Annotated in this window: 17 protein-coding genes; 10 read left to right on the top strand and 7 right to left on the bottom strand. The window is 60.9% G+C overall.

From position 1 onward, the window contains the following. Positions 1-13: 13 nt before the first annotated feature. Both Q0X18_RS05340 and Q0X18_RS05345 read right to left on the bottom strand, forming a co-directional pair. On the bottom strand, positions 14-487 hold the full coding sequence (locus Q0X18_RS05340; protein WP_297559466.1) for a GreA/GreB family elongation factor: 474 nt from the start codon (positions 485-487) through the stop codon (positions 14-16). Between the two features lie 136 nt (positions 488-623). Further along, complete coding sequence (locus Q0X18_RS05345) at positions 624-989, bottom strand: hypothetical protein (protein WP_297559468.1); 366 nt, start codon at positions 987-989, stop codon at positions 624-626. A 126-nt stretch (positions 990-1,115) separates the two neighbouring features. On the opposite strand from Q0X18_RS05345, the gene Q0X18_RS05350 reads away from it, so the two are divergent. From Q0X18_RS05350 to Q0X18_RS05390, 9 genes are all read left to right on the top strand, one after another. Further along, a complete protein-coding gene (locus Q0X18_RS05350) occupies positions 1,116-1,577 on the top strand; it encodes a MarR family winged helix-turn-helix transcriptional regulator (protein ID WP_297559470.1) in 462 nt (153 codons plus the stop codon). Beyond that, positions 1,574-2,890, top strand: a complete 1,317-nt coding sequence (locus tag Q0X18_RS05355) for a TolC family protein (RefSeq protein WP_297559472.1) — start codon at positions 1,574-1,576, stop codon at positions 2,888-2,890. The genes Q0X18_RS05350 and Q0X18_RS05355 overlap by 4 nt, the downstream gene beginning before the upstream one ends. Next, positions 2,887-3,873, top strand: a complete 987-nt coding sequence (locus Q0X18_RS05360; protein WP_297559474.1) for a TolC family protein — start codon at positions 2,887-2,889, stop codon at positions 3,871-3,873. Before Q0X18_RS05355 ends, Q0X18_RS05360 begins: the two co-directional genes overlap by 4 nt. Next, positions 3,873-5,087 (top strand): efflux RND transporter periplasmic adaptor subunit, encoded by a 1,215-nt coding sequence (locus tag Q0X18_RS05365; RefSeq protein WP_297559476.1) that lies wholly within the window; start codon positions 3,873-3,875, stop codon positions 5,085-5,087. The genes Q0X18_RS05360 and Q0X18_RS05365 overlap by 1 nt, the downstream gene beginning before the upstream one ends. 61 nt (positions 5,088-5,148) lie before the next feature. Beyond that, complete coding sequence (locus Q0X18_RS05370) at positions 5,149-8,499, top strand: efflux RND transporter permease subunit (RefSeq protein WP_297559483.1); 3,351 nt, start codon at positions 5,149-5,151, stop codon at positions 8,497-8,499. A gap of 118 nt (positions 8,500-8,617) precedes the next feature. Next, the gene (locus Q0X18_RS05375) at positions 8,618-9,361 is read left to right on the top strand and encodes an alpha/beta hydrolase (protein ID WP_297559485.1); all 744 of its coding nucleotides are present in this window, start codon (positions 8,618-8,620) and stop codon (positions 9,359-9,361) included. A gap of 46 nt (positions 9,362-9,407) precedes the next feature. After that, entirely contained in the window at positions 9,408-10,850 is a 1,443-nt protein-coding gene (gene gatA, locus Q0X18_RS05380; protein ID WP_297559487.1) for an Asp-tRNA(Asn)/Glu-tRNA(Gln) amidotransferase subunit GatA, read from the top strand. Positions 10,851-11,071: 221 nt separating this feature from the next. Then, complete coding sequence (locus tag Q0X18_RS05385; RefSeq protein ID WP_297559489.1) at positions 11,072-11,845, top strand: PolC-type DNA polymerase III; 774 nt, start codon at positions 11,072-11,074, stop codon at positions 11,843-11,845. Between the two features lie 7 nt (positions 11,846-11,852). After that, positions 11,853-13,085, top strand: coding sequence for a hypothetical protein (locus tag Q0X18_RS05390; protein ID WP_297559491.1), 1,233 nt, complete (start codon positions 11,853-11,855; stop codon positions 13,083-13,085). A gap of 41 nt (positions 13,086-13,126) precedes the next feature. Here Q0X18_RS05390 and Q0X18_RS05395 read toward each other — a convergent pair whose 3' ends face one another. The 5 genes from Q0X18_RS05395 to topA form a co-directional block, all read right to left on the bottom strand. After that, positions 13,127-13,567, bottom strand: coding sequence for a hypothetical protein (locus Q0X18_RS05395; RefSeq protein WP_297559493.1), 441 nt, complete (start codon positions 13,565-13,567; stop codon positions 13,127-13,129). Beyond that, positions 13,567-13,821, bottom strand: a complete 255-nt coding sequence (locus Q0X18_RS05400) for a hypothetical protein (RefSeq protein ID WP_297559496.1) — start codon at positions 13,819-13,821, stop codon at positions 13,567-13,569. Before Q0X18_RS05400 ends, Q0X18_RS05395 begins: the two co-directional genes overlap by 1 nt. Positions 13,822-13,986: 165 nt before the next feature. Further along, the gene (icd, locus tag Q0X18_RS05405; protein WP_297559498.1) at positions 13,987-15,261 is read right to left on the bottom strand and encodes an NADP-dependent isocitrate dehydrogenase; all 1,275 of its coding nucleotides are present in this window, start codon (positions 15,259-15,261) and stop codon (positions 13,987-13,989) included. Between the two features lie 155 nt (positions 15,262-15,416). Further along, entirely contained in the window at positions 15,417-15,677 is a 261-nt protein-coding gene (locus tag Q0X18_RS05410; protein WP_297559501.1) for a hypothetical protein, read from the bottom strand. Between the two features lie 5 nt (positions 15,678-15,682). Further along, positions 15,683-18,181, bottom strand: a complete 2,499-nt coding sequence (gene topA, locus Q0X18_RS05415) for a type I DNA topoisomerase (RefSeq protein ID WP_297559503.1) — start codon at positions 18,179-18,181, stop codon at positions 15,683-15,685. Between the two features lie 234 nt (positions 18,182-18,415). Between topA and Q0X18_RS05420 the strand changes: the two genes are divergently transcribed. After that, positions 18,416-18,724, top strand: a complete 309-nt coding sequence (locus Q0X18_RS05420) for a hypothetical protein (protein WP_297559508.1) — start codon at positions 18,416-18,418, stop codon at positions 18,722-18,724. The last annotated feature ends 14 nt before the right edge of the window (positions 18,725-18,738 follow it).

Genomic DNA, 18,738 nt, shown 5'->3' on the forward strand with positions numbered 1-18,738 from the left:
AGCAGCCCTGCCTTTAGTGTCGTATGGACTCTATCTTGAACTCTTTTTTGCCCTTGGGGGTTTCGAGCAGTACCTTGGCCCCCACTTTCTGCCCCAGCAGGGCCTTACCCATGGGGCTTTCATCGGAGATTTTCATGGGGCGCTCGAGTACGCTGGCCTCGGCGGGGGCCACCACCTGTACCTCCATGTGGTCACCCTCCTTGGACTTCAGGCTGACCACGGCCCCCAGCGTTACCACACTCGCCTTGGTGCCCTCTTCCTCTATGATCTCTGCACGGGAGAGGGTGTCGGTTAGCGAGTCGATACGGGCCTCGATACGAGCCTTTTCTCGTTTGGCATCTTCCAGACCAGAATCGTCGTAGTCGTCGGAAGATTCCATGAGTTCCTGCAAAATGCGTGTGGCATCCTGAAGCCGAGCTCGCTCTTGCTCGAGCTCGGCTACCAATCGCTCATATCCCGATTTTGTCAACTTGACTTCACGTGCCATTCGGCCTCCTGACAGGTATCTTCTTGTGGCGCTATAGGTTTTGCCTGGACGCGCCATTGTGCTGAACGTGTGATGGCCTTTTATGGAAGAGGCCCGGCGTATCCCCAGCCGAGCCCAATTGTTCGCCTTCCACCCGCTAAGGTAGTATACCCCGCAGCAGGATTTCTCTCAAACGCTCCGGCGGGGCAAACCCGGAGCAGCTTTCGGTGTCCCGGCAAAGGGCCACATAGCGAAAGCGGCGGCCATCCTGCCCAACCCCAAAGCGAAAAAACTGTGCGGAAGTGCGAGAAATATGTCGCTGGCAGGCCTCACAGATGATGGGCGTGGCGCTGCTGGAGGGCTCGAGGGGCTCGAGTACCAGACGAAGCGGGCTTTCTTCGATGTACACCCGCCCTTCGTGATCCCGGTAATAAAGCATTTCCCCCGGAGGCAACAGCTCCGGGGAGGTTCCAGGAAACAGCTCCAAAATGAGCTCCCGCTCTTCAAAGACTTTTTCCCCCATGTTGATCACAGCTTACCATGTTCGAACTCATATTTTGAATCTGGCAGAGTCCCTGCTTGCCTTTTTGTGAAAACTGTAGCGAAGACTGCTTTCCTAACCCATTAGTAGGTCTAACATTTCATGCGTATGAATTTTTTACTAGACGAAACGCTGGACGAGCTGTGGCGGCTGTCCACCCATCTGGTGTGGCAGTTGCGGCTCGACCAGCAAAGGGCCTTTGAGGGACTGGGGGTCTCGCCGATGCAAGCTTTCGCTCTGATGTGCATCGCAGAAGGCATTGACCAGCCCTCGAGCCTGGCCTTTGTGATGGATGCCTCGCCGCCGGGGGTGTCGCAGCTTTTAGCGGGCCTCGAGGAGCGCGGTTTGGTGCGGCGCGAGCTTGACGCCAGTGATAAGCGCAAGGTGCGCATTCTGCTGACCGAATCGGGGAAAGATTTTCTGGGGCAGATGCGTAAGCACTGGCGGGAGGTCTCGCGCGAACGGTTTGGGCGTCTGAGCCCCGAAGAGTTATCCATGCTTGCCCAGAGCTACCGCAAGCTGGTTGATTTCAGTCCCAAAGCATCTTGGGAACAGGTGGTGGAACCATGAGTACGCGCCTACATAAAACATGGCTGCCGGTCTGGGGGGTATGGGCCGTTTTGAACCTTGGACTGGCGCAGGGATTCTTTGCGCCGCTGGAAAACCACCCATCGATCTTGCAGGCGCGGTTGGGCCTCGAGGCGGCCCAGGCCCAGCTTCGGGCCACCTTGAGCCCGGTGAGCTTACAGGCCCAGGGGGGTTTCTCGTTCTTTGAAGTAACCCCACCCCCCGGCGCACCCACCTGTCCCAACCCCCTCAACCCGCAGTGCGCAAACCTGCCTACCGATGGGCGGCAGATTACCCTGGGCCTGACTTTCACCCCGTTCCCCTTTGGCGATGTATCCGACGCAGCCAACCAGGCCGCCCTGGGGGTCGAGCAGGCGGCCTTGGGGCTGCGCCAGGCCCGTACCCAGCTCGAGGCCCAGGCGGTGGAGGCGGCGTTGCGGGTGCGGCTGGCCGAGCAGGGCCTCGAGGTCGCCCGGCTGGGGGTTCGGCTGGCCCAGGCCAGCCTCGAGGCCACCCGGCTGCGCGAAAGCCGCGGGGCCGCCAGCCAGAGTGAGGTGCGCCAGGCCGAGGCCAGCCTGCGGCAGGCGGCCCTTCAGCTGTCCGACGCCGAGCGCAACCTGGCCCTGGCCCGGCGAAGCCTTTCGGATCTGATTGGACAGGAGAGCACCACCCCACCCCGACTGGCCGTGCCCACCGGCGGCGTTCCGCCCCAGGTACGGCAGGCCGAGCTACAGCTTGCCAACGCCCAGATTGCCTACGACCGGGCCCTGCGGGGGGTTTTGCCGGTGGTGCAGGGTAGTTACACCCGCAACACCTCCGACAACGACGCGCTGACCCTCTCGATTAACTCCCGCACCTTGCAGCCCAGCCTGAGCTACACCAACCAGTCCCAGGGCCGCACCGCGCCCCAGAATCGCATCGTGGGAACGCTCACCATCGGGCTTTCGGCCAACATTGCTTTTGGTGTGCTGGATGCCCTCGAGGCCGCCCAGAAGCAGGTAGACGCGGCCCGGCAGGCCCTGGAGGCCGCCCGCCGCAGCAGCAAACTGCAGGAAGACTTGCTGCGTTCGGCCCTGCAAACCGCCGAGCAAAACCTGGCCAATGCCCTGCAGGCCCGTGCCGATGCCGAGCGCAGCCTGGCCGAGGCCCGCGAGCGCGAGCGGTTGGGGCTGTCGAGCCCGCTGGCCTCGTTGCAGGCCGAACTGGCCCTGGCCCAGGCCCGGCTGGGCGTCGAGCAGGCCGAACAGAACCGCATCCAGCGCATTTTAGACCTGTACCGCTTTTTTGCCCTACCCCTGAGTGAGGTGAACCAATGAAGAAGGTTGTTGCCCTGCTGACCCTGCTATTTTCCTTTGCCCTGGCTCAAGCCCAGACCCTGACCCTCGAGGCCGCGCTATCCAAAGCCACCGTGCAGGCCCCGGTGGTGGCGGCCAAGGCCGAGCTCGACGATGCCACTGCCAACCTGCAAAGGGTGCTGTCCGACCCCTTGCTAACCCGCCCCAGCCGCGTACAGGCCGAGCAGCGTGCGGCGCTGGCCCAGGCCAGCTACGAGCGCGCCCTGGCCCAGGCCCAGAGCAGCATTGTGGGGGCCTATGCCCAGGTGCTCGAGGCCCAGGTGCAGGTGCGTCTGGCCCAGAAGGCCCTCGAGGTCGCGGCCCGCGGCCTGGAAGTTGCCCAGATTCGCCAGCGCAACGGCTCGGGTACAGCCCTGGATGTGCGCAACGCCCAAAACCGCGTAGACGACGCCCGCAGCAACGCCAGCCGGGCCGAGAACGGCCTGGCCCTGGCCCAGGCCTCGCTGAGGAGCCTGGTGGGGGCGTTTGGAACCCTGGCCCCCCTGCCCAACCCGCCTGCTTTGCCCGAGGCCAGCGTGGTACAGGGGCTTTTGGGCAAGAACCCCGATGTGCTGCAGGCCCGTCAGCGGGCCGAGCTGGCCCAGCTTCAGGTTGAACTGCTCGACCCCAGCTATGCGGCCCGGGCCGAGATTGACGCGGCCAGGTCGCGGGCCGAGCAGGCCGTGGCCGGCGCGCGAGAAATTGAGCGCGGCCTGGCTTTACAGTACGACTCGCTTTTACAAAACCTGCAGGCCGCGGCCCGCACCCTCTCGGTGCAGCAGGCAGCCCTGGCGAATGCCCGCGAAGCCCTGGCCAACGACAAAAAGCGCCTGGATGCGGGGCTGATTAGCCAGGTGGCTTACCTTCAGACCGAGCTTTCTTTCATCCAGGCCGAGCTGGCAGCCCAGCAAGCCCTGGGCAACTACTTCCGGGCCTACTACAGCCTGCTGGCGGGAGGTCGCTGATGAACGCTTATCGAACCTGGGTCTGGCTGGGCGTGACCGTGCTGCTGTTGGCTGGATGTGGTCCGCGCCGTGCGGCGCCCAGCGAAAGCCCGGCTCAGGCCGAAACCGCCCCACGCACCACCAAGGTGCGGGTGGTGCAGCCGGAGCAGGGAATACTCACGGCGGTGCGCACCGCCGGGGCCACTGTTTCGCCGGCCCGCGAAAGCCAGGTGGGGGCCACGGCCTCGGGCAAGGTGCTCGAGGTGCGGGTGGCCGAGGGGAGCCGGGTGGCCCAGGGGCAGGTGGTGCTGCGCCTCGACCCGGCCAACGCCCAGATTGCCCTGCGCAACGCCGAGCTGGCCGTGCAGCAGGCCCAGGTGAACCTCGAGCGGGCCCAGCGCTCGACCTCGGGCTCCCTGGCCCCTCTGCAGGCCAGCCTGGAATCGGCTCAGGCCAACCTTCAGGTGGCCGAGCGGCGCTACCGAGAGGGTAAACAGCTGTTCCAGGCTGGGGCCATTGCCCAGGTGGAGCTGACCGGCCTCGAGGCCGCCTACAACCAGGCCAAGGCCGCCTTCGACAACGCCCGCGAGAACCTGGCCCGTGCCCAGCGGGCCTCCAGCGAAGACCTGGCCCTGCTGCGCTTGCAGGTGCAGCAAGCTCAGAACCAGCTCAACCAGGCCCGGCGGGCGGTGGCCGATACCGAGGTAAAAGCCCCCTTTGCGGGTGTGGTGGCCGAGATATTTGTGAACCCAGGCGAGTTTGTGAGCGCCGGGCAGCGCGCGTTCAGGCTGGCCGATACCTCGAGGCTCGAGGCCAGCTTCCGCCTGCCCCCCGAGGAGGCCGCCTCCCTGCCGCTTGGTAGCAAGCTCGAGCTGCTCTATGGCGGTCGCAGCTACCCCGCTACCGTTCGCAAAAGTAGCAAGGTGCCCGGCACCGACCGGCTCGTCGAGCTGACCGCGCAGGTGGAGGGCGACCTGCCCCCCGGTGCCAGCGCACAGGTGCGGTATACCCTCAGCCTGGCCCAGGGCAGCCTGCTACCCGCCGGGGCCCTGCGCACCGAGGGCCGCAGCACCTATGTATTCGTGGTGCAGGGGGGCAAGGCCGTGCGCACCCCGGTACGGGTGCTGGGCGATACAGGGACGCGCGTAGCGGTGGAAGGGGTGAGCGGTGGGCCGGTGGTGTTCCCGGTGCCCTCGAGCCTCAGCGACGGCGATGCAGTGGAGGTGGTGCAGTGATGGCCTCCCCAACGCTGCTAGGTCAGAATAGCCCTAGCCAGAGCGCGCTTGCGAGGTGGGTATGAGTCAGCCAGAACTAAAACCCCAACCCCCCGATGACAAACCCGTCAACCCGGTTATCGCGTTTTTCGTCAAGCGCTTCGTCTTTTCCACAGCGGTCTTTCTGGCGATGGTGCTCTTTGGCCTCATCTCGGGTAGCCGGGTGGGAGTAGACCTCCTGCCCCGCTTCGAGATTCCGGTGGTGGCCGTAACCACCGCCTACCCAGGGGCCGGGCCCGAGGAGGTCGAGCAGCAAATTAGCCGTCCCATCGAGGACGCGGTCTCTACCCTTTCGGGCCTCGACCTGATCGCCTCGCTCTCGGGCGAGGGCTTCTCCCAGGTGATCGTTTCCTTCGAGTTTGGCCAGGACATCAACCGGGTAGCCACCGATGTTTCACAGCGGGTGGCGGCCGTGCGGGGGCAGTTGCCGCGCGAGGCCCAGGCCCCGGTGGTGCAGCGCTTCGACCCCGGCGCGGCGCCCATTCTCTTCATTGCGCTCTCGGCGGATGGGCGCGATTTGCGTGAGGTGGCCAAGTACGCCAACGACGTGCTCAAACCCCGCCTGCAGCTCGTCACCGGCGTAGCCGATGTGCAGGTACAGGGGGCCCCCGAGCGGCAGGTGCAGGTCTTGCTCGACCCCTACAGGGTGGCTTCCTACAACCTATCTCCAGCCCAGGTGGTGGGGGCCATTCAGGCCTCGGCCCTGGCCGTGCCTGCCGGAACCCAGAGCGACCAGGGGCAGCGCCTGCTCTTCACCCTGCGCAACACCCCCACCACCCCCGAGGAGGTGGGCAACATTCTGGTAGACCCGGCCCGCGGCCTGCGGGTGCGGGATCTGGGTGTGGTGCGCGATGCCCAGGCCGAACCCACCCGCCTGACCCGCCTGAACGGCCAGCCGGTGATACCGCTGGCGGTGCGCAAAACCCCCGACTCCAACGCGGTGGCAGTTGCCCAGGGCATCAAGCGAACCCTGCAGGAGGCCCGGCTGCCGCAAGGTTACCAGGCCCGCATCGTGGGCGATACCACCACCTTCATCGAAAACACCGTCAACGACACCTTCCGCGAGGTGTTGCTGGTGGCCGCCATCGTCTCTTTTATCACCCTGATCTTCCTGGGCAAGCTCAATTCGGTTTTTAGCGTGGTGCTGGCGATTCCCATCACCATGTCGGGGGCCTTGATTGTGTTTGGCCTGCTGGGCTTCACCTTCAACGTGATTAGCCTGCTGGCCATCATTGTGGCGGTAGGCATCGTGGTAGACGACTCCATCGTGCTTTCGGAGAACATCGAACGCTACCGCCAGATGGGCTACGACAACCTGCAGGCCGTGCTCAAGGGCTCCACCGAGGTGCTCTCGGCGGTCTCGGCGGCCACCCTCTCGCTTCTGGCAGTCTTCCTGCCCATCAGCTTTCTGCCGGGAATCATCGGTGAGTTCTTCCGGCAGTTCGGCATCGTGCTGGCCGCGGCCATCGCGGTGAGCTGGCTCGAGGCCCTCTTCTTCCTCACGGTGCGGCTGGCCTACTTCCCCGACCCCGAACCCCCCACCTGGCGGCAGCTCGGCCAGCGGCTCTTGGGCCTGGGCCAGGATCTGCGCTGGGGTTTAAGGCTGCATGTGTACCAGCAGCCCGACCTGAGCCCCGCCCGCCGGCTGCTCAACATCCTGATTACGCCCCTGACCCTGCTGCTGGCCCCGTTGCGCTGGCTGTTCTCGATGGTGTTTGGCCTGGCTGGTGCTATCACGGGTAGCCTGCACGGGGTTTCCGAGGGCGTTTTCCTGACCCTGCGCGAGCTTTACGCACGCAGCCTGGCCGCGGCCCTGAAGCAAAGCGGCCTGGTGCTGCTGGTGGGGCTGGGCTTCTTCCTGAGCATCGGCTACGTGGCCCCCAAGATCCCCTTCAACTTCACCGCTAAAAACGACAACGGGCAGATGAACGTAGACCTGGTGCTCCCCAAGGGCACCGCCCTGTCCGAGACCGACGCCCTGGTGCGCCGTCTGGAGGCCTGGCTGCTGGCCCGCCCCGAGGTGAAAGCCGCGCTCAACACCGTGGGTAGCTCACAAAACGTTTTGGGTGCAGGCAACCCCGAACGGGCCCGTATCGTGGTTGAGCTGGTGGGCAAAGAGGAGCGCCAGGACGTCTACGACCTGCTGCCCATCTACCGCGAGGCCCTTCAAAAGCTACTGGCCGACCGGCCCGAGGCCGACCTGCGCGTAACCGTGCCGGAAGGGGGGCCTGGTGGGGCCGCCGACCTGCAGTTCACCCTGACTGCACCGACCCCCGCGCTGCTGGCCGAAAAGAACCGGCAGGCCCTCGAGGTCATGCGCAGCCTGCCTTACCTGATCGACGTGCGGAGCAGCCTCGAGGAGACCGCGACCGAGCGGGTGTTGATTCCCGACCCCAACAAACTCGTCGGCACCGGCCTCACCCCCAACGACCTGGCCCAGACCCTGCGTATCTACAACGCCGGTACCGAGGCAGGCAATGTGCGCTCGGGTGGTGACGATATTCCCATCGTGGTTCGAGCTGACCCCCGCTTCGTGCCCGACCAGTCCAGTCTGCTTTCGCTGCCGGTTGCCGCGCCCGCTTTGCGGAGTACCCTGCCCATCGGCAGCCTGGGACAGTTTGAAAACCGCCAGACCCCGGCGCAGCTTTCCCGCACCAACCAGGCTTTTTCTACCGGCATTAACGCCAACCGGGCTCCCAATGCCGAAATTGGCACCTTCCAGCTATCCAGCCTGGTGCGCCAGGAACTGGAGAAAGCCGGGGTTTTTACTGACGGCGTGCAACTGGAAACTCAGGGCTCCACAGCGTTTGTGGGCGACCTGGCCCGCAGCGCCCCCATCGCCTTTGGTCTGGCTCTGCTGCTCAACTTTTTGGTGATCTCGAGCCAGTTCAACACCTTCCGCTACCCCCTGTACCTGCTGCTCCCGGTGCCGCTGGCCCTGGTGGGGGCGTTCTGGTTCCTGTACTTCTTCCAGAGCGGCCTGGATGTGATTTCCGTGCTTGGGGTGGTTATTCTTATTGGTCTGGTGACCAAGAACGCCATCCTGCTTTTGGACTTTGCTGTGCGGCAGGCCCGCGAAAAGCCACTCTACGACGCGCTGGTAGAAGCCGGGCGCCTACGCCTGCGCCCCATCCTGATGACCACCCTCACGGTGCTGATGATCTCCATTCCCCTGATTGCGGCAGCAGGGGAAGGCTCGGAGTTCCGCCGCCCGCTGGGAATTATCATCCTGGGTGGGGTCTCGGTCTCGATGCTGCTGACGCTATACGTCGTACCGGCTGCATTTTACCTGTTTGAGCGACGGCGCTACGACAAAGTCCGCAAGGAAAAGGAACAGGAGCCTGTGAGCGCAGCCCCGGCCCTCGCCGACTAGGGGGTTGTTGTCCAGGTGCGTGAGAGGGCCTGTATTCTGCAATCTAGACGCCAGGCGGGTATGCTCTACCGAGCAGCCCGCTTGGTGGGTGCACTTAGAATAAAAAAGTTGGCTGTTTATGGGTAAACAACGTGTTTTTTGGCTGGTTTTTCTGGGTGGGTTGCTGCTATTCGCCAGTGCCACGGTCTGGTACACCCAGCGGGCCCTGACCCCTTATCCGCCGGCCCAGGCCGCGCTCGAGGCCCTGGTCTCGGACGCCGGGATACGGGTGCTGGAGACCCCTTACGGTTGGGTTTTTATCCCCCAGGGGGCCATCAAAGGGGGCCTGGCCTTTTATCCGGGCGGGCTGGTGGAACCCCAGGCCTATGCGCCAGTTTTGCGCATGATTGCAGCTGGGGGTTATCGGGTGGCCCTGCTGCGTGTGCGCTTCAACCTGGCCGTTACCGAGCAGGGCAAAGCCCGACAAGCCATCGCCGAGGCTTCCACGCTCCCGTGGGCGGTGGGAGGGCATAGCCTGGGTGGCGTGGTGGCTTCCAACTTTGCCCAGAGCAACCCGGAGGTCAGGGCGCTGGTTATGTGGGCCGCGTATCCCCAGAACGACCTTTCAGGGAAAGATCTGCCCACCCTGGCCTTATTTGGCGAACTCGATGGAGTAATTCGAGCAGAACAGCTCGAGGCCAGTCTAAGCAAGTTTCCCAAAAATACCCAAACAGAGACCGTTCCCGGCCTCAACCATGCTGGATTTGGGGCCTATGGCCCCCAGCGGGGAGATCGACCGGCCACCATTCCTGCTGAAGAGGGCTGGCGACGGGTAGCCCAGAGAACCCTGGACTTCCTGGAGAAAAATCTGGTCAACCCCTAAGGCCGGGTATCCCACATCAACCGAATGCGCCTTATCATGGGGCGGTATGCTGGCGCACGAAATTGTGGAGGATATTCAGTCTGGTCGGGTTTCGCCCCGTGAGGTGGTGGCAACAGGTTTGCAGCGCATCGCGCGGCTCGAGCCCCATCTCCATGCTTTGATCCGCTTGAATCCCCAAGCCGAGCAAGAAGCTGCCCGAGCTGAGGAGCGACTCGCCCGCGGTGAGCACCTACCCCTGGCTGGGGTTCCAGTTGTCCTGAAGGACAACATCTGTACCCAGGGTCTGGAGACGACCTGTGGCTCAAAAATGCTGGCCTCTTTTGTGCCACCCTACAGTGCGACCGTGGTGGAAAAACTGCGTCAGGCTGGGGCTGTTGTGGTAGGGAAGGCTAACATGGACGAGTTTGCCATGGGCTCATCCACCGAGTATTCGGCGTTTGGCCCTACTCGAAACCCCTGGGATTTGGAGCGGGTACCCGGCGGTACCTCCGGCGGTTCGGCGGCTGCTGTGGCGGCAGACATGGCACCCCTGGCACTGGGAACCGACACCGGGGGAAGCGTGCGTCAGCCAGCTGCGCTGTGTGGGGTGTATGGTTTCAAACCCACCTACGGCCGGATCTCACGCTACGGCGTGGTGGCAACAGCCAGCAGCCTGGATCAGGTGGGTACCATGGCCCGCTCGATACGGGATCTGGCGCTGCTAAGCGAGGCAGTAAGCGGTTACGACCCTATGGACAGCACCAGCTTGGAGGCAAAGCCGCAGTTTATGACCGCTTTGCAAGACTCTGCCAAAGGCCTCACCATTGGTATCGTCAAAGAGGCCCTGGCCGTGGGTAATTCGGCAGGTGTCCTGGAAGCCATTGAGCGCTTTCGGAATGTAATGGAAGCCCAGGGGGTGCGTTTTGTGGAGGTTAGCCTGCCCACCCTCGAGTATGCCCTGGCTGCTTATTACATCGTTAACACCGCGGAAATAAGCTCCAATCTTGCGCGCTACGATGGCACTTTATATGGCCTGCGGGTGCCTGCTGAAGACAGCATTGCTACCATGATGCAAAGTCGTGAACACGGCTTTGGCCCCGAGGTGCAGCGGCGCATACTGATGGGCACTTTTGTACTATCCTCCGGATACTACGATGCGTACTACGGCAAGGCGCTCCGGGCACGGGCTAAAATCAAGGCCGACTTCGACGCGGCGTTTTCCAGGGCCGATCTCTTGCTGACTCCAACCAGCCCATTTCCAGCCTTCCGCTTCGGGGAAAAAACCGCCGACCCACTTTCGATGTACCTGGCCGACATCGACACCGTAGCCGTAAACCTAGCTGGTCTTCCCGCGATGAGCATTCCAGCAGGATTCGAGGGTCACCTGCCGGTTGGAGTACAGCTTATTGGCAAAGCGCTGCACGACGAGCAGATTTTTACGGCAGCAAACGTATTCGAACAGGCTACCGAGCGAGTCTTTGTACGCGTGGCTAAGTTGAACGGGGTGTAACCAACCACCCCTCCAGAGCTGGGAGAGGAGACTGCTTTTAATGTTATTGCGTAACGCTTAACAGCCCTGTCATATCTGCGTAAGCTGCGGTATACTCCCTCCGAGACCGTGGTTTCAGTTGTGAACTTGTAGACAACATTTGTTCGCCGTTTTGGTCTCGGCTATAACCTCGAGGTTTCGTGCTTATGATGCACGCACCACCAAAGTCTACTTCCCAGCACATGAGCCCTACCCACTACCGTCTTTCTACCCGACTGGCCCGTCACCTACGCAGCACAGGCTGCCGCTTGCCCGAGCACGCCCTAGCTGAGCAAGTGCTGGCGACGCAGGGTCTGCCCAAAGGTTCCTGGGCCAGCGATCTGCTGAAAAGCCTGCTGGATGGACGCTTTGAACGGATCGAAACCGAAGTTGGTCTGTGGGAGTGGAAGTACGACTTTCCGGCGCGAGACGAGGCAGTGGTGGTACTGGATTTAGAGACCACTGGACTATCCCCGGATAACAACGAAATTATCGAGCTAGCCATGATTCGTTTAGAGAACGGTAGCCGCACGACCTTCGAGCGTCTGGTGAATCCGGGCACGCCAATCCCAGCCTTTATTAGCCGCCTGACCGGGATTCGCAACCAAGACGTGCGAGAAGCCGCCGATATCTACACGGTACTAAGCGAAGCCCTGCCGCTCCTGGATAACGCTACTCTGATCATTCAAAATGCAGGCTTTGACCTGGGTTTCCTTCAGCCTCGGCTCAAACGACTGGGATACCGGCTAGATAATCCAGTTGTGGACACGATACACTGGGCCCGTAAGGCCCTGCCGGGACTCTCCAAGCGTGGACTGGATGCCCTGGCCTGGGCCTTCGATCTAGGGCCCATTGCCGGGCGACATCGTGCAATGGGAGACGTGGAAACCACGCTTCAGGTTGCACGCGAAATGTACTTCATGCTTACCGCAGGCCGTCCTACTCCGACCAGCCAGTTGGCCTTCAGGGCCCGTTAGGAAACTTATGATCGCGCGCTACGTCCTCACCAGTACCTGCCTCAACACCGGAACCATGAGCCTAACTCAGCCGCTGCGGGTTTTTTTGCAAGGCAAAGACCGCGTCACCCTGAAGGACGAGGAGGGTGAGACCTATGATGTTGGCGTTAACTGGGCCAAAAACCGTATCGAGGGCCTCGAGCCCTACTACACCAAGCGGCGACTGGGTGTAAACGACAAAATCCTTTTGCATCTGGAGGGTAACCAGATTGTACTAGAGGCGCTTACGCCTGCAGCCAAACCAGCTCGGCCCCGTCACGCAGAGGCCAAGTCGCCGTCGGCTGCTCGGTCGTCCGCTGCCGGTGCGCCAACGGGCGAGCGATCCGCCGGTGAACAGCGGCCCTGGCCGTCTGTCCCTACTGGGGATCGTCCGGCCGGTGAACAGCGATCCTGGGTCTCTGGGGAGGAGTCCCTGCCAGAGAAGCCCGAAAAGCGGGTGAAGGTCACACCCTACCCGAAAGAAGTCATTTTCCCGCATAAGCCCGTTGCTAGCGAGACGCCTGCCTTTTCGGCTGACCTCGAGGCCCTGGGGTTTTCGCGCGAATCGAGCAGCGCACCCTGGGTATTTCGAGCTGCGCTTGGCCGCCGAACCTTCCATCTGGCGCTGGCCAAGTTTGGTGAGATGGAAGCCAAAGAACTGCTGGCCTATCGCCAGCAAGGCCGGGTACAGTATGCCGCTATCGTGGCGGGAGAGTCCTCCAAGCCCGAGGCTCTGGCAGAGATTGCTGCCGTGCGACCCTCGGGTCTAGCACAGACTGGCCTGGGCTTCGTCTCGCCCGAAGCCTTGCAGCGGCTGGTCAAGCTGCACAGCGTTTTCCCGGTAGGGCCCTTGGATATCGAGCGCCTCTTGCGAGAGGGCCGGATCGATCTGGAAGCCATTCAGAACCTCGAGCAGGAAATTTCGGGTGCGTTGCGCGAGCGCAGCCACTTCTCGGCGGTGCTTACCCTGCTGGCCGACCAGCCGCCCCAAAAAGTTTTTTTGCTGGCTGACCTGATGCCCATGGCGCGGGAGATGAACCTCGAGGCTGACCAACTGCAAAAAGTGCTCGAGAGCCTTAGCAAACCGCCTTTCCTGCTTTTGAAGCGTCTTTCGCCGGGTGAATTCTTGATGCGTCAGTCGGTTGAGCAGACGCTGGCCGACTGGATTGAATATGCCCAGGTAATGACCCGCCGCCTGCAGGGAGTTCTGCGCGAGCCATAGGAACAACGATACAGTGCCCCTAAATACGCCCAGGAACCTCGCTAGGTGAATAGTGACTTAAGGCGGGCCTCGAGGCTATCTGCTGCTTTTTGGCTCATGGTGAGCCTGAGCTTGAGAATCAGTTTACGGCTCCACTCTTCCAGCGCCTTTATATCCTCTTTGTGCTCGACCTCCAATACAAACTGGGAGGCCTGCTCTCCAAGTTCTTCCTGAAGGATGGTTAGCAGTCGGGCTTTGGTTATGGTGAGCGGATTGGGCGAATCTATGAGTGGGCGGGCTGGTTCCTGGTTTGTGCTTACCTTTTCAATCAGGCCTTGCTCGAGCAGGTGGGTCAGTAATTGCTGCTGAATCTCTGGGGCGAGCTGGGTTCGCTGGGCCAGAACTAGATCGCTGACCGCTTCCTGACAAAGGGTACAGACCAGCCGCTCCTCCCGATTAAGGAAGATATCCAGGACTTTGCTGGTCTGGCGGTAGAAGTGCATCAGCCCTCGAGCGCCTTCAATATGGCCTGCACCAACCGCAGCACCAGCAACACAAAGACCGCTCCAAAAAGCAGTATCAAAGCCATGATGACCAGCAGGGTATCGGTCGGGCGGCTCCAGGTCAGGATACCCACCAGCAGGTACCCCAGCGTAAAGAAGACGACCAGGGCGTTGAGCTGGGTCAGCCGCTCCCCGATAATACCCCCCGGTGCCTGGCCCTTGACCTGAAAGCCGGTGTAGGTGTTGTATACCATTAAGAGTAAGCCCAGCACTAAAAGAACCTGTACCGTCGAACCCCCCACAATGCCGCTGACGAAAGGTGTTTATACGAACATTATAAAGCATCGGGGCCTGCTTTTTGGTGTGGACGTAACGAAAAACCCACCGGATGACCCGGTGGGCGGCCTGGGTGGTGCAGTTTACATATTTTCGATCAGGGCCTGGCCGAACTCACTGCACTTGAGCAGCGTTGCGTTGCGGCCTTCGGCCACCATCAGACGATGGAAGTCGTAGGTAACCCGGCCCTGTGCGATGGTTTTGGTCATGGCATGGATAATCAAATCGGCGGCCTCTGTCCAGCCCAAATAGCGCAGCATCATCTCGCCGGAAAGAATCACCGAACTGGGGTTGACTTGGTCTTTGCCCGCATACTTGGGGGCAGTGCCGTGGGTAGCCTCGAAGACAGCATGTCCGGTGTAGTAGTTTACGTTAGACCCTGGCGCAATCCCGATACCGCCAACCTGAGCAGCCAGGGCGTCGGAGATGTAATCACCGTTCAGGTTGAGGGTAGCAATCACGCTATACTCGGAAGGCCGCAATAGAATCTGCTGTAGGAAATTGTCGGCGATCATGTCCTTCACCACGATTTGCTTGCCGGTTTTGGGGTTGGTGAAGGTTTGCCAAGGGCCACCGTCCAGATCTACAGCACCGTACTTGTTCTTGACTAGAGCATACCCCCAGTCACGGAAAGCCCCCTCGGTAAACTTCATAATGTTGCCCTTGTGCACCAGCGTTACCGAGGGTAGGTCGTTGTCAATAGCGTAGTTGAGGGCGGCTTCCACCAGGCGATGCGTACCCTCTTCCGATACCGGTTTGATACCGATGCCGGAAGTTTCGGGGAAGCGAATTTTGCTGTAAGGCTTGGGAAATTCGGCTTTGAACCACTCGAGGAATCTCTTAACTTCGGGGCTGTCCTTGGGAAACTCGATGCCAGCGTAAATGTCTTCGGTGTTTTCCCGGAAAATTACCATGTTGACTAACTCCGGGTGGCGCACCGGGCTGGGCACCCCCTCGAACCACTGCACCGGGCGCACACATGCGTAGAGGTCGAGTTCCTGACGCAGGGCTACGTTGATGGAGCGAATACCACCCCCAACCGGTGTGGTGAGCGGCCCTTTAATGGCGACCAGATACTCGCGGATGAACTCGAGGGTCTCTTCCGGGAGCCAGATGGCCTCACCATAAACCTCATTGGCTTTCTCGCCTGCATAAATTTCCGCCCAGGCGATTTTGCGCCTGCCGCCGTAGGCTTTGGCTACCGCGGCGTCTAGTACGGGTTGCGCGGCTCGCCAGATATCGGGGCCGGTGCCGTCGCCCTCGATGAAGCCCACAATGGGATGGTCGGGTACGCGGAGCTTGCCATCGTGGATGGAAATCTTTTCGCCAGCAGGAACCGAGATTTTTTTGTATGCCATAGCTCTAAAAGCATATCAGAATGGGAGTTCTTACAGTGACCCGGATGGTACGGAATTTTGAGCGCTTCTCGGAAGGAAGGCTGCCATGCCGGATTGAAAAAGATGGCCTCATACGAAAAATGCCATTTTGAATCGCGAAGCGCCCGGGCCCGAGCTCACAGCTTCCAAACCGCAACCACACTGGGGTCAATGGGCGTTATCTGATGGGAGCCCTGGAGGTGTGCCCCCTCGCCTTTGCGCAGGTGGAGGTAGCTGCGATCGGGAAGATCAATGACCACCTCGCCCTCGAGCACCACATACAGGTGTGGTTCATCCACCTGGCGCGGTTCGGCGAGCAAAAGGGTAGTAAAATCCTCCAGACCCGGAAAGCGCGCCTGTCCTTGATGCTTGGCAAGCCGCACGAGGTGGAGTTTCATGCTCGCTAAGCTCCTACGGTTTCGGCTTCTTTGCGGGCTTTGCCGTACTCCATGCGCAGCTTGAACATGGCCTGGCGGAAGAGCTTCAAAACGGCTTCTTCAGGCTGATTGAGCGCTTTGGCTACGGCAGCCACCTGCTTTTGCTGGCCCTGGGTGCGGCGGGCTACTTCGGCCTGCTCAGAGGTGAGACCCACCTTGCTGATTAAGGGCTCGAGGTCAGCCCAGGTTGCCCCAGACTTGGTGTTACTTTTGGCCTTGCCTTTGGCTTTACGGGTGGTTTTGGCGCTGCTTTTGGAGCCACGCTGGCCCAGGGTCTTTAGATCGGGCCCGCCGTAGCGCTCGCAGCCCGGGTTGGAGCAAGCCCGCTTGCCCGAGCGGCCTTTGGCTACCTCGTTCCAGCCACACAAAGGACACTTGTCGGGCAGCAAGGGGTCGAACGACAAAAAGTCACAGGCTGGACTGTTACAGCGGAAGTAGGGCTTGCCCCGCTTGCTGGTTTTTTGCACGACCTCGCCCGCATGGCATTTGGGGCATTCGATCCCGGTGGAAGGGGCTTCGTCGCGGGTGTATTTGCACTCGGGGTAGCGGCTACAGCTAATAAAGCTGCCATAGCGGCCATGCCGGCGTACCAACTGCCCTACCTGGCAGGCGGGACAGGCTTCTCCTAGAGGCTCAGGTTCTTTTTTGAGCTCGAGCCGCTCGGTGTGCTTGCATTCGGGATAGCCAGTGCAGCCCAAAAACTGACCAAACCTCGAGACCTTGAGCTCCATGGGCCGCCCGCACTTGGGGCAGAGCTTCTGGGGAACCTTGGCAAAGTCTTTGAGGAAGGGCTCGTAAAACTCCCGCACCACCTTGGGCCAGGCAGCTTTGCCCTCTTCGATTTCGTCGAGGCGAGACTCGAGCTGGGCAGTAAAGTCGTAGGCCACCACGTCGGGGAAGCTCTTGACCAGATAGCCTGTTACCTCGCGGCCCAGTGGGGTGGGTTTCAGCGATTTACCGGCACGCTCGAGGTAACCCCGGCGCTCGAGGGTATCAATGGTGGGGGCGTAAGTGGAGGGCCGTCCAATGCCCATCTCCTCGAGGGTTTTAACCAGACTGGCGTCGGTATAGCGCGGAGGCGGTTCGGTGAAATGTTGCTCGGGGGTTACTTCCAGCAACCTGGCCAGTGCATTTTCCTGCAGAGGGGGGAGCTGATTCTCGGCATCGTCACCTTCTTCACGCCCGTACACCCGCAAGTAGCCATCGAACTTGAGCACCGACCCCACGGCCCGGAAGACTAGGTCTTGGCCGCCGATATTCACCGTAGTTTGGTCAAAGATGGCAGGGGTCATCTGGGAGGCTACAAAACGCTGCCAGATAAGCTTGTAAAGTTTGTACTCTTCCTCGCTAAGGTGCTTGCGCAGCGCGTCCGGGGTGCGCTGGGTGGAAGTGGGACGGATGGCTTCGTGTGCTTCCTGCGCATTGGCGGCTTTTTTGCTGGCAAAAAAGTTGGGTTTCTCGGGTAGATAAGCCGGGCCAAAATGGTTCGGAATGAACTCGCGTACTTCGGCCAGGGCCTCTTGTGAGACTCGAGTGGAGTCGGTGCGCATGTAAGTGATGAGGCCCACGGTGCCCTCGGGCAGATCTACCCCTTCATAGAGCTTCTGGGCTACACGCATGGTACGGCTGGCCGTCCAGCCCAGCTGGCTGCTGGCAGCCTGCTGTAGGGTGGAAGTAATGAAGGGTGGGGGGGCATTGCGGCGCCGCTCGCGTCGCTCGATGCTGCTGATACGGTAATTTTGTAGGGCCTTCGCCTGCTGTACGATATCCTGGGCTTGCTGCTCAGTGGTAATCAGGAATTTCTCGCCAGACTGAACCCGCTCCTGGCCCACGCTGTAAAGCATGGCCTTGAACTGCTGGTTCTCCGACTCAAAGAGACCCTCTATACTCCAGTATTCCTGTGGAACAAAGGCCTCGATCTCCTGTTCCCGTTCGACCAAAAGCCGTAGCGCAACCGACTGTACCCGGCCCGCCGATAGGGCCCGGCGCCTGAATTCCATACTGAGCACTGGTGAGAGCTGATAACCCACCAGTCGGTCGAGCACCCTGCGGGCTTGTTGGGCATCTACCAGGCTCAAATCGATGGGGCGTGGGTTCTGCACAGCAGCCCGAACCACCTTGGGGGTAATTTCGTGAAACTCCACCCGCAAGGGGGTTTGGGGGTCGAGGCCCAGCAGTCGAGCTACATGCCAGCCGATGGCTTCGCCCTCGCGGTCGGGGTCAGTTGCGATGAGCACCCGTTTGCCTCGAGCGGCCCGCTTGAGCTCGTTTACTACCGGCTGCTTATCTTTTTTAACCTCGTACTGGGGCGTAAAATCTGCCCGAATATCCACACCTAGCTCGCGCTCGGGTAAATCGGCCACATGGCCCTTGCTGGCCCGCACCTCATACCCAGCCCCCAGCATTTTTTGAATGCTTTTTGCTTTGGCGGGTGATTCCACTACAATTAAGGTTGAATCCGGCATACGGCTAAGTATATGGAGGAGGTACGGTCTGTTTGTCAAGTGCGCTCCCGACACAAAGCCTCGAGCCTAGTATGAAAATGATCAGTACCAGTCGGGTTTTTGGGCCTATTTTAGCTCTTAGGGGTGATGGTCTCCAAAGAGCCAAATTGTGAGAAAAGACTCACGAAAGTGCGGCTACGCCTGATAACGCTCGCGTTTACGCGTGTTGCACGGAATTTCCAGCTATCCTGAGGTATGTCCATCGAAGTGCGGATTCAAAAACTACTGGTGCAGATAGAAACGGAAAGCTTTCGTCTGTGTCGGGTTGAGTCCCACCCGGCTTTTAAGTCATGGTTGAGCAAAGAACCTCGGCTAGGCGAAGGTCTGGTCAGCGTGCGCAAGTTCTGGAAAATCTTTTGTGATGACGCAAGCCATAACGACCCCCTTATACCCCAATACATCGAACAGCTCGAAAAGGCCACCTCTGACCTCGCTCAAAGTCTCGACCTGATGTACACGGCACTGGGCTTCGAAGAGCCCAACTGTGCGCAGAACCCTAACTAAGCGCCTTCTGGTAA

It is taken from the genome of Meiothermus sp., from assembly GCF_026004075.1.
Lineage (GTDB): Bacteria > Deinococcota > Deinococci > Deinococcales > Thermaceae > Meiothermus.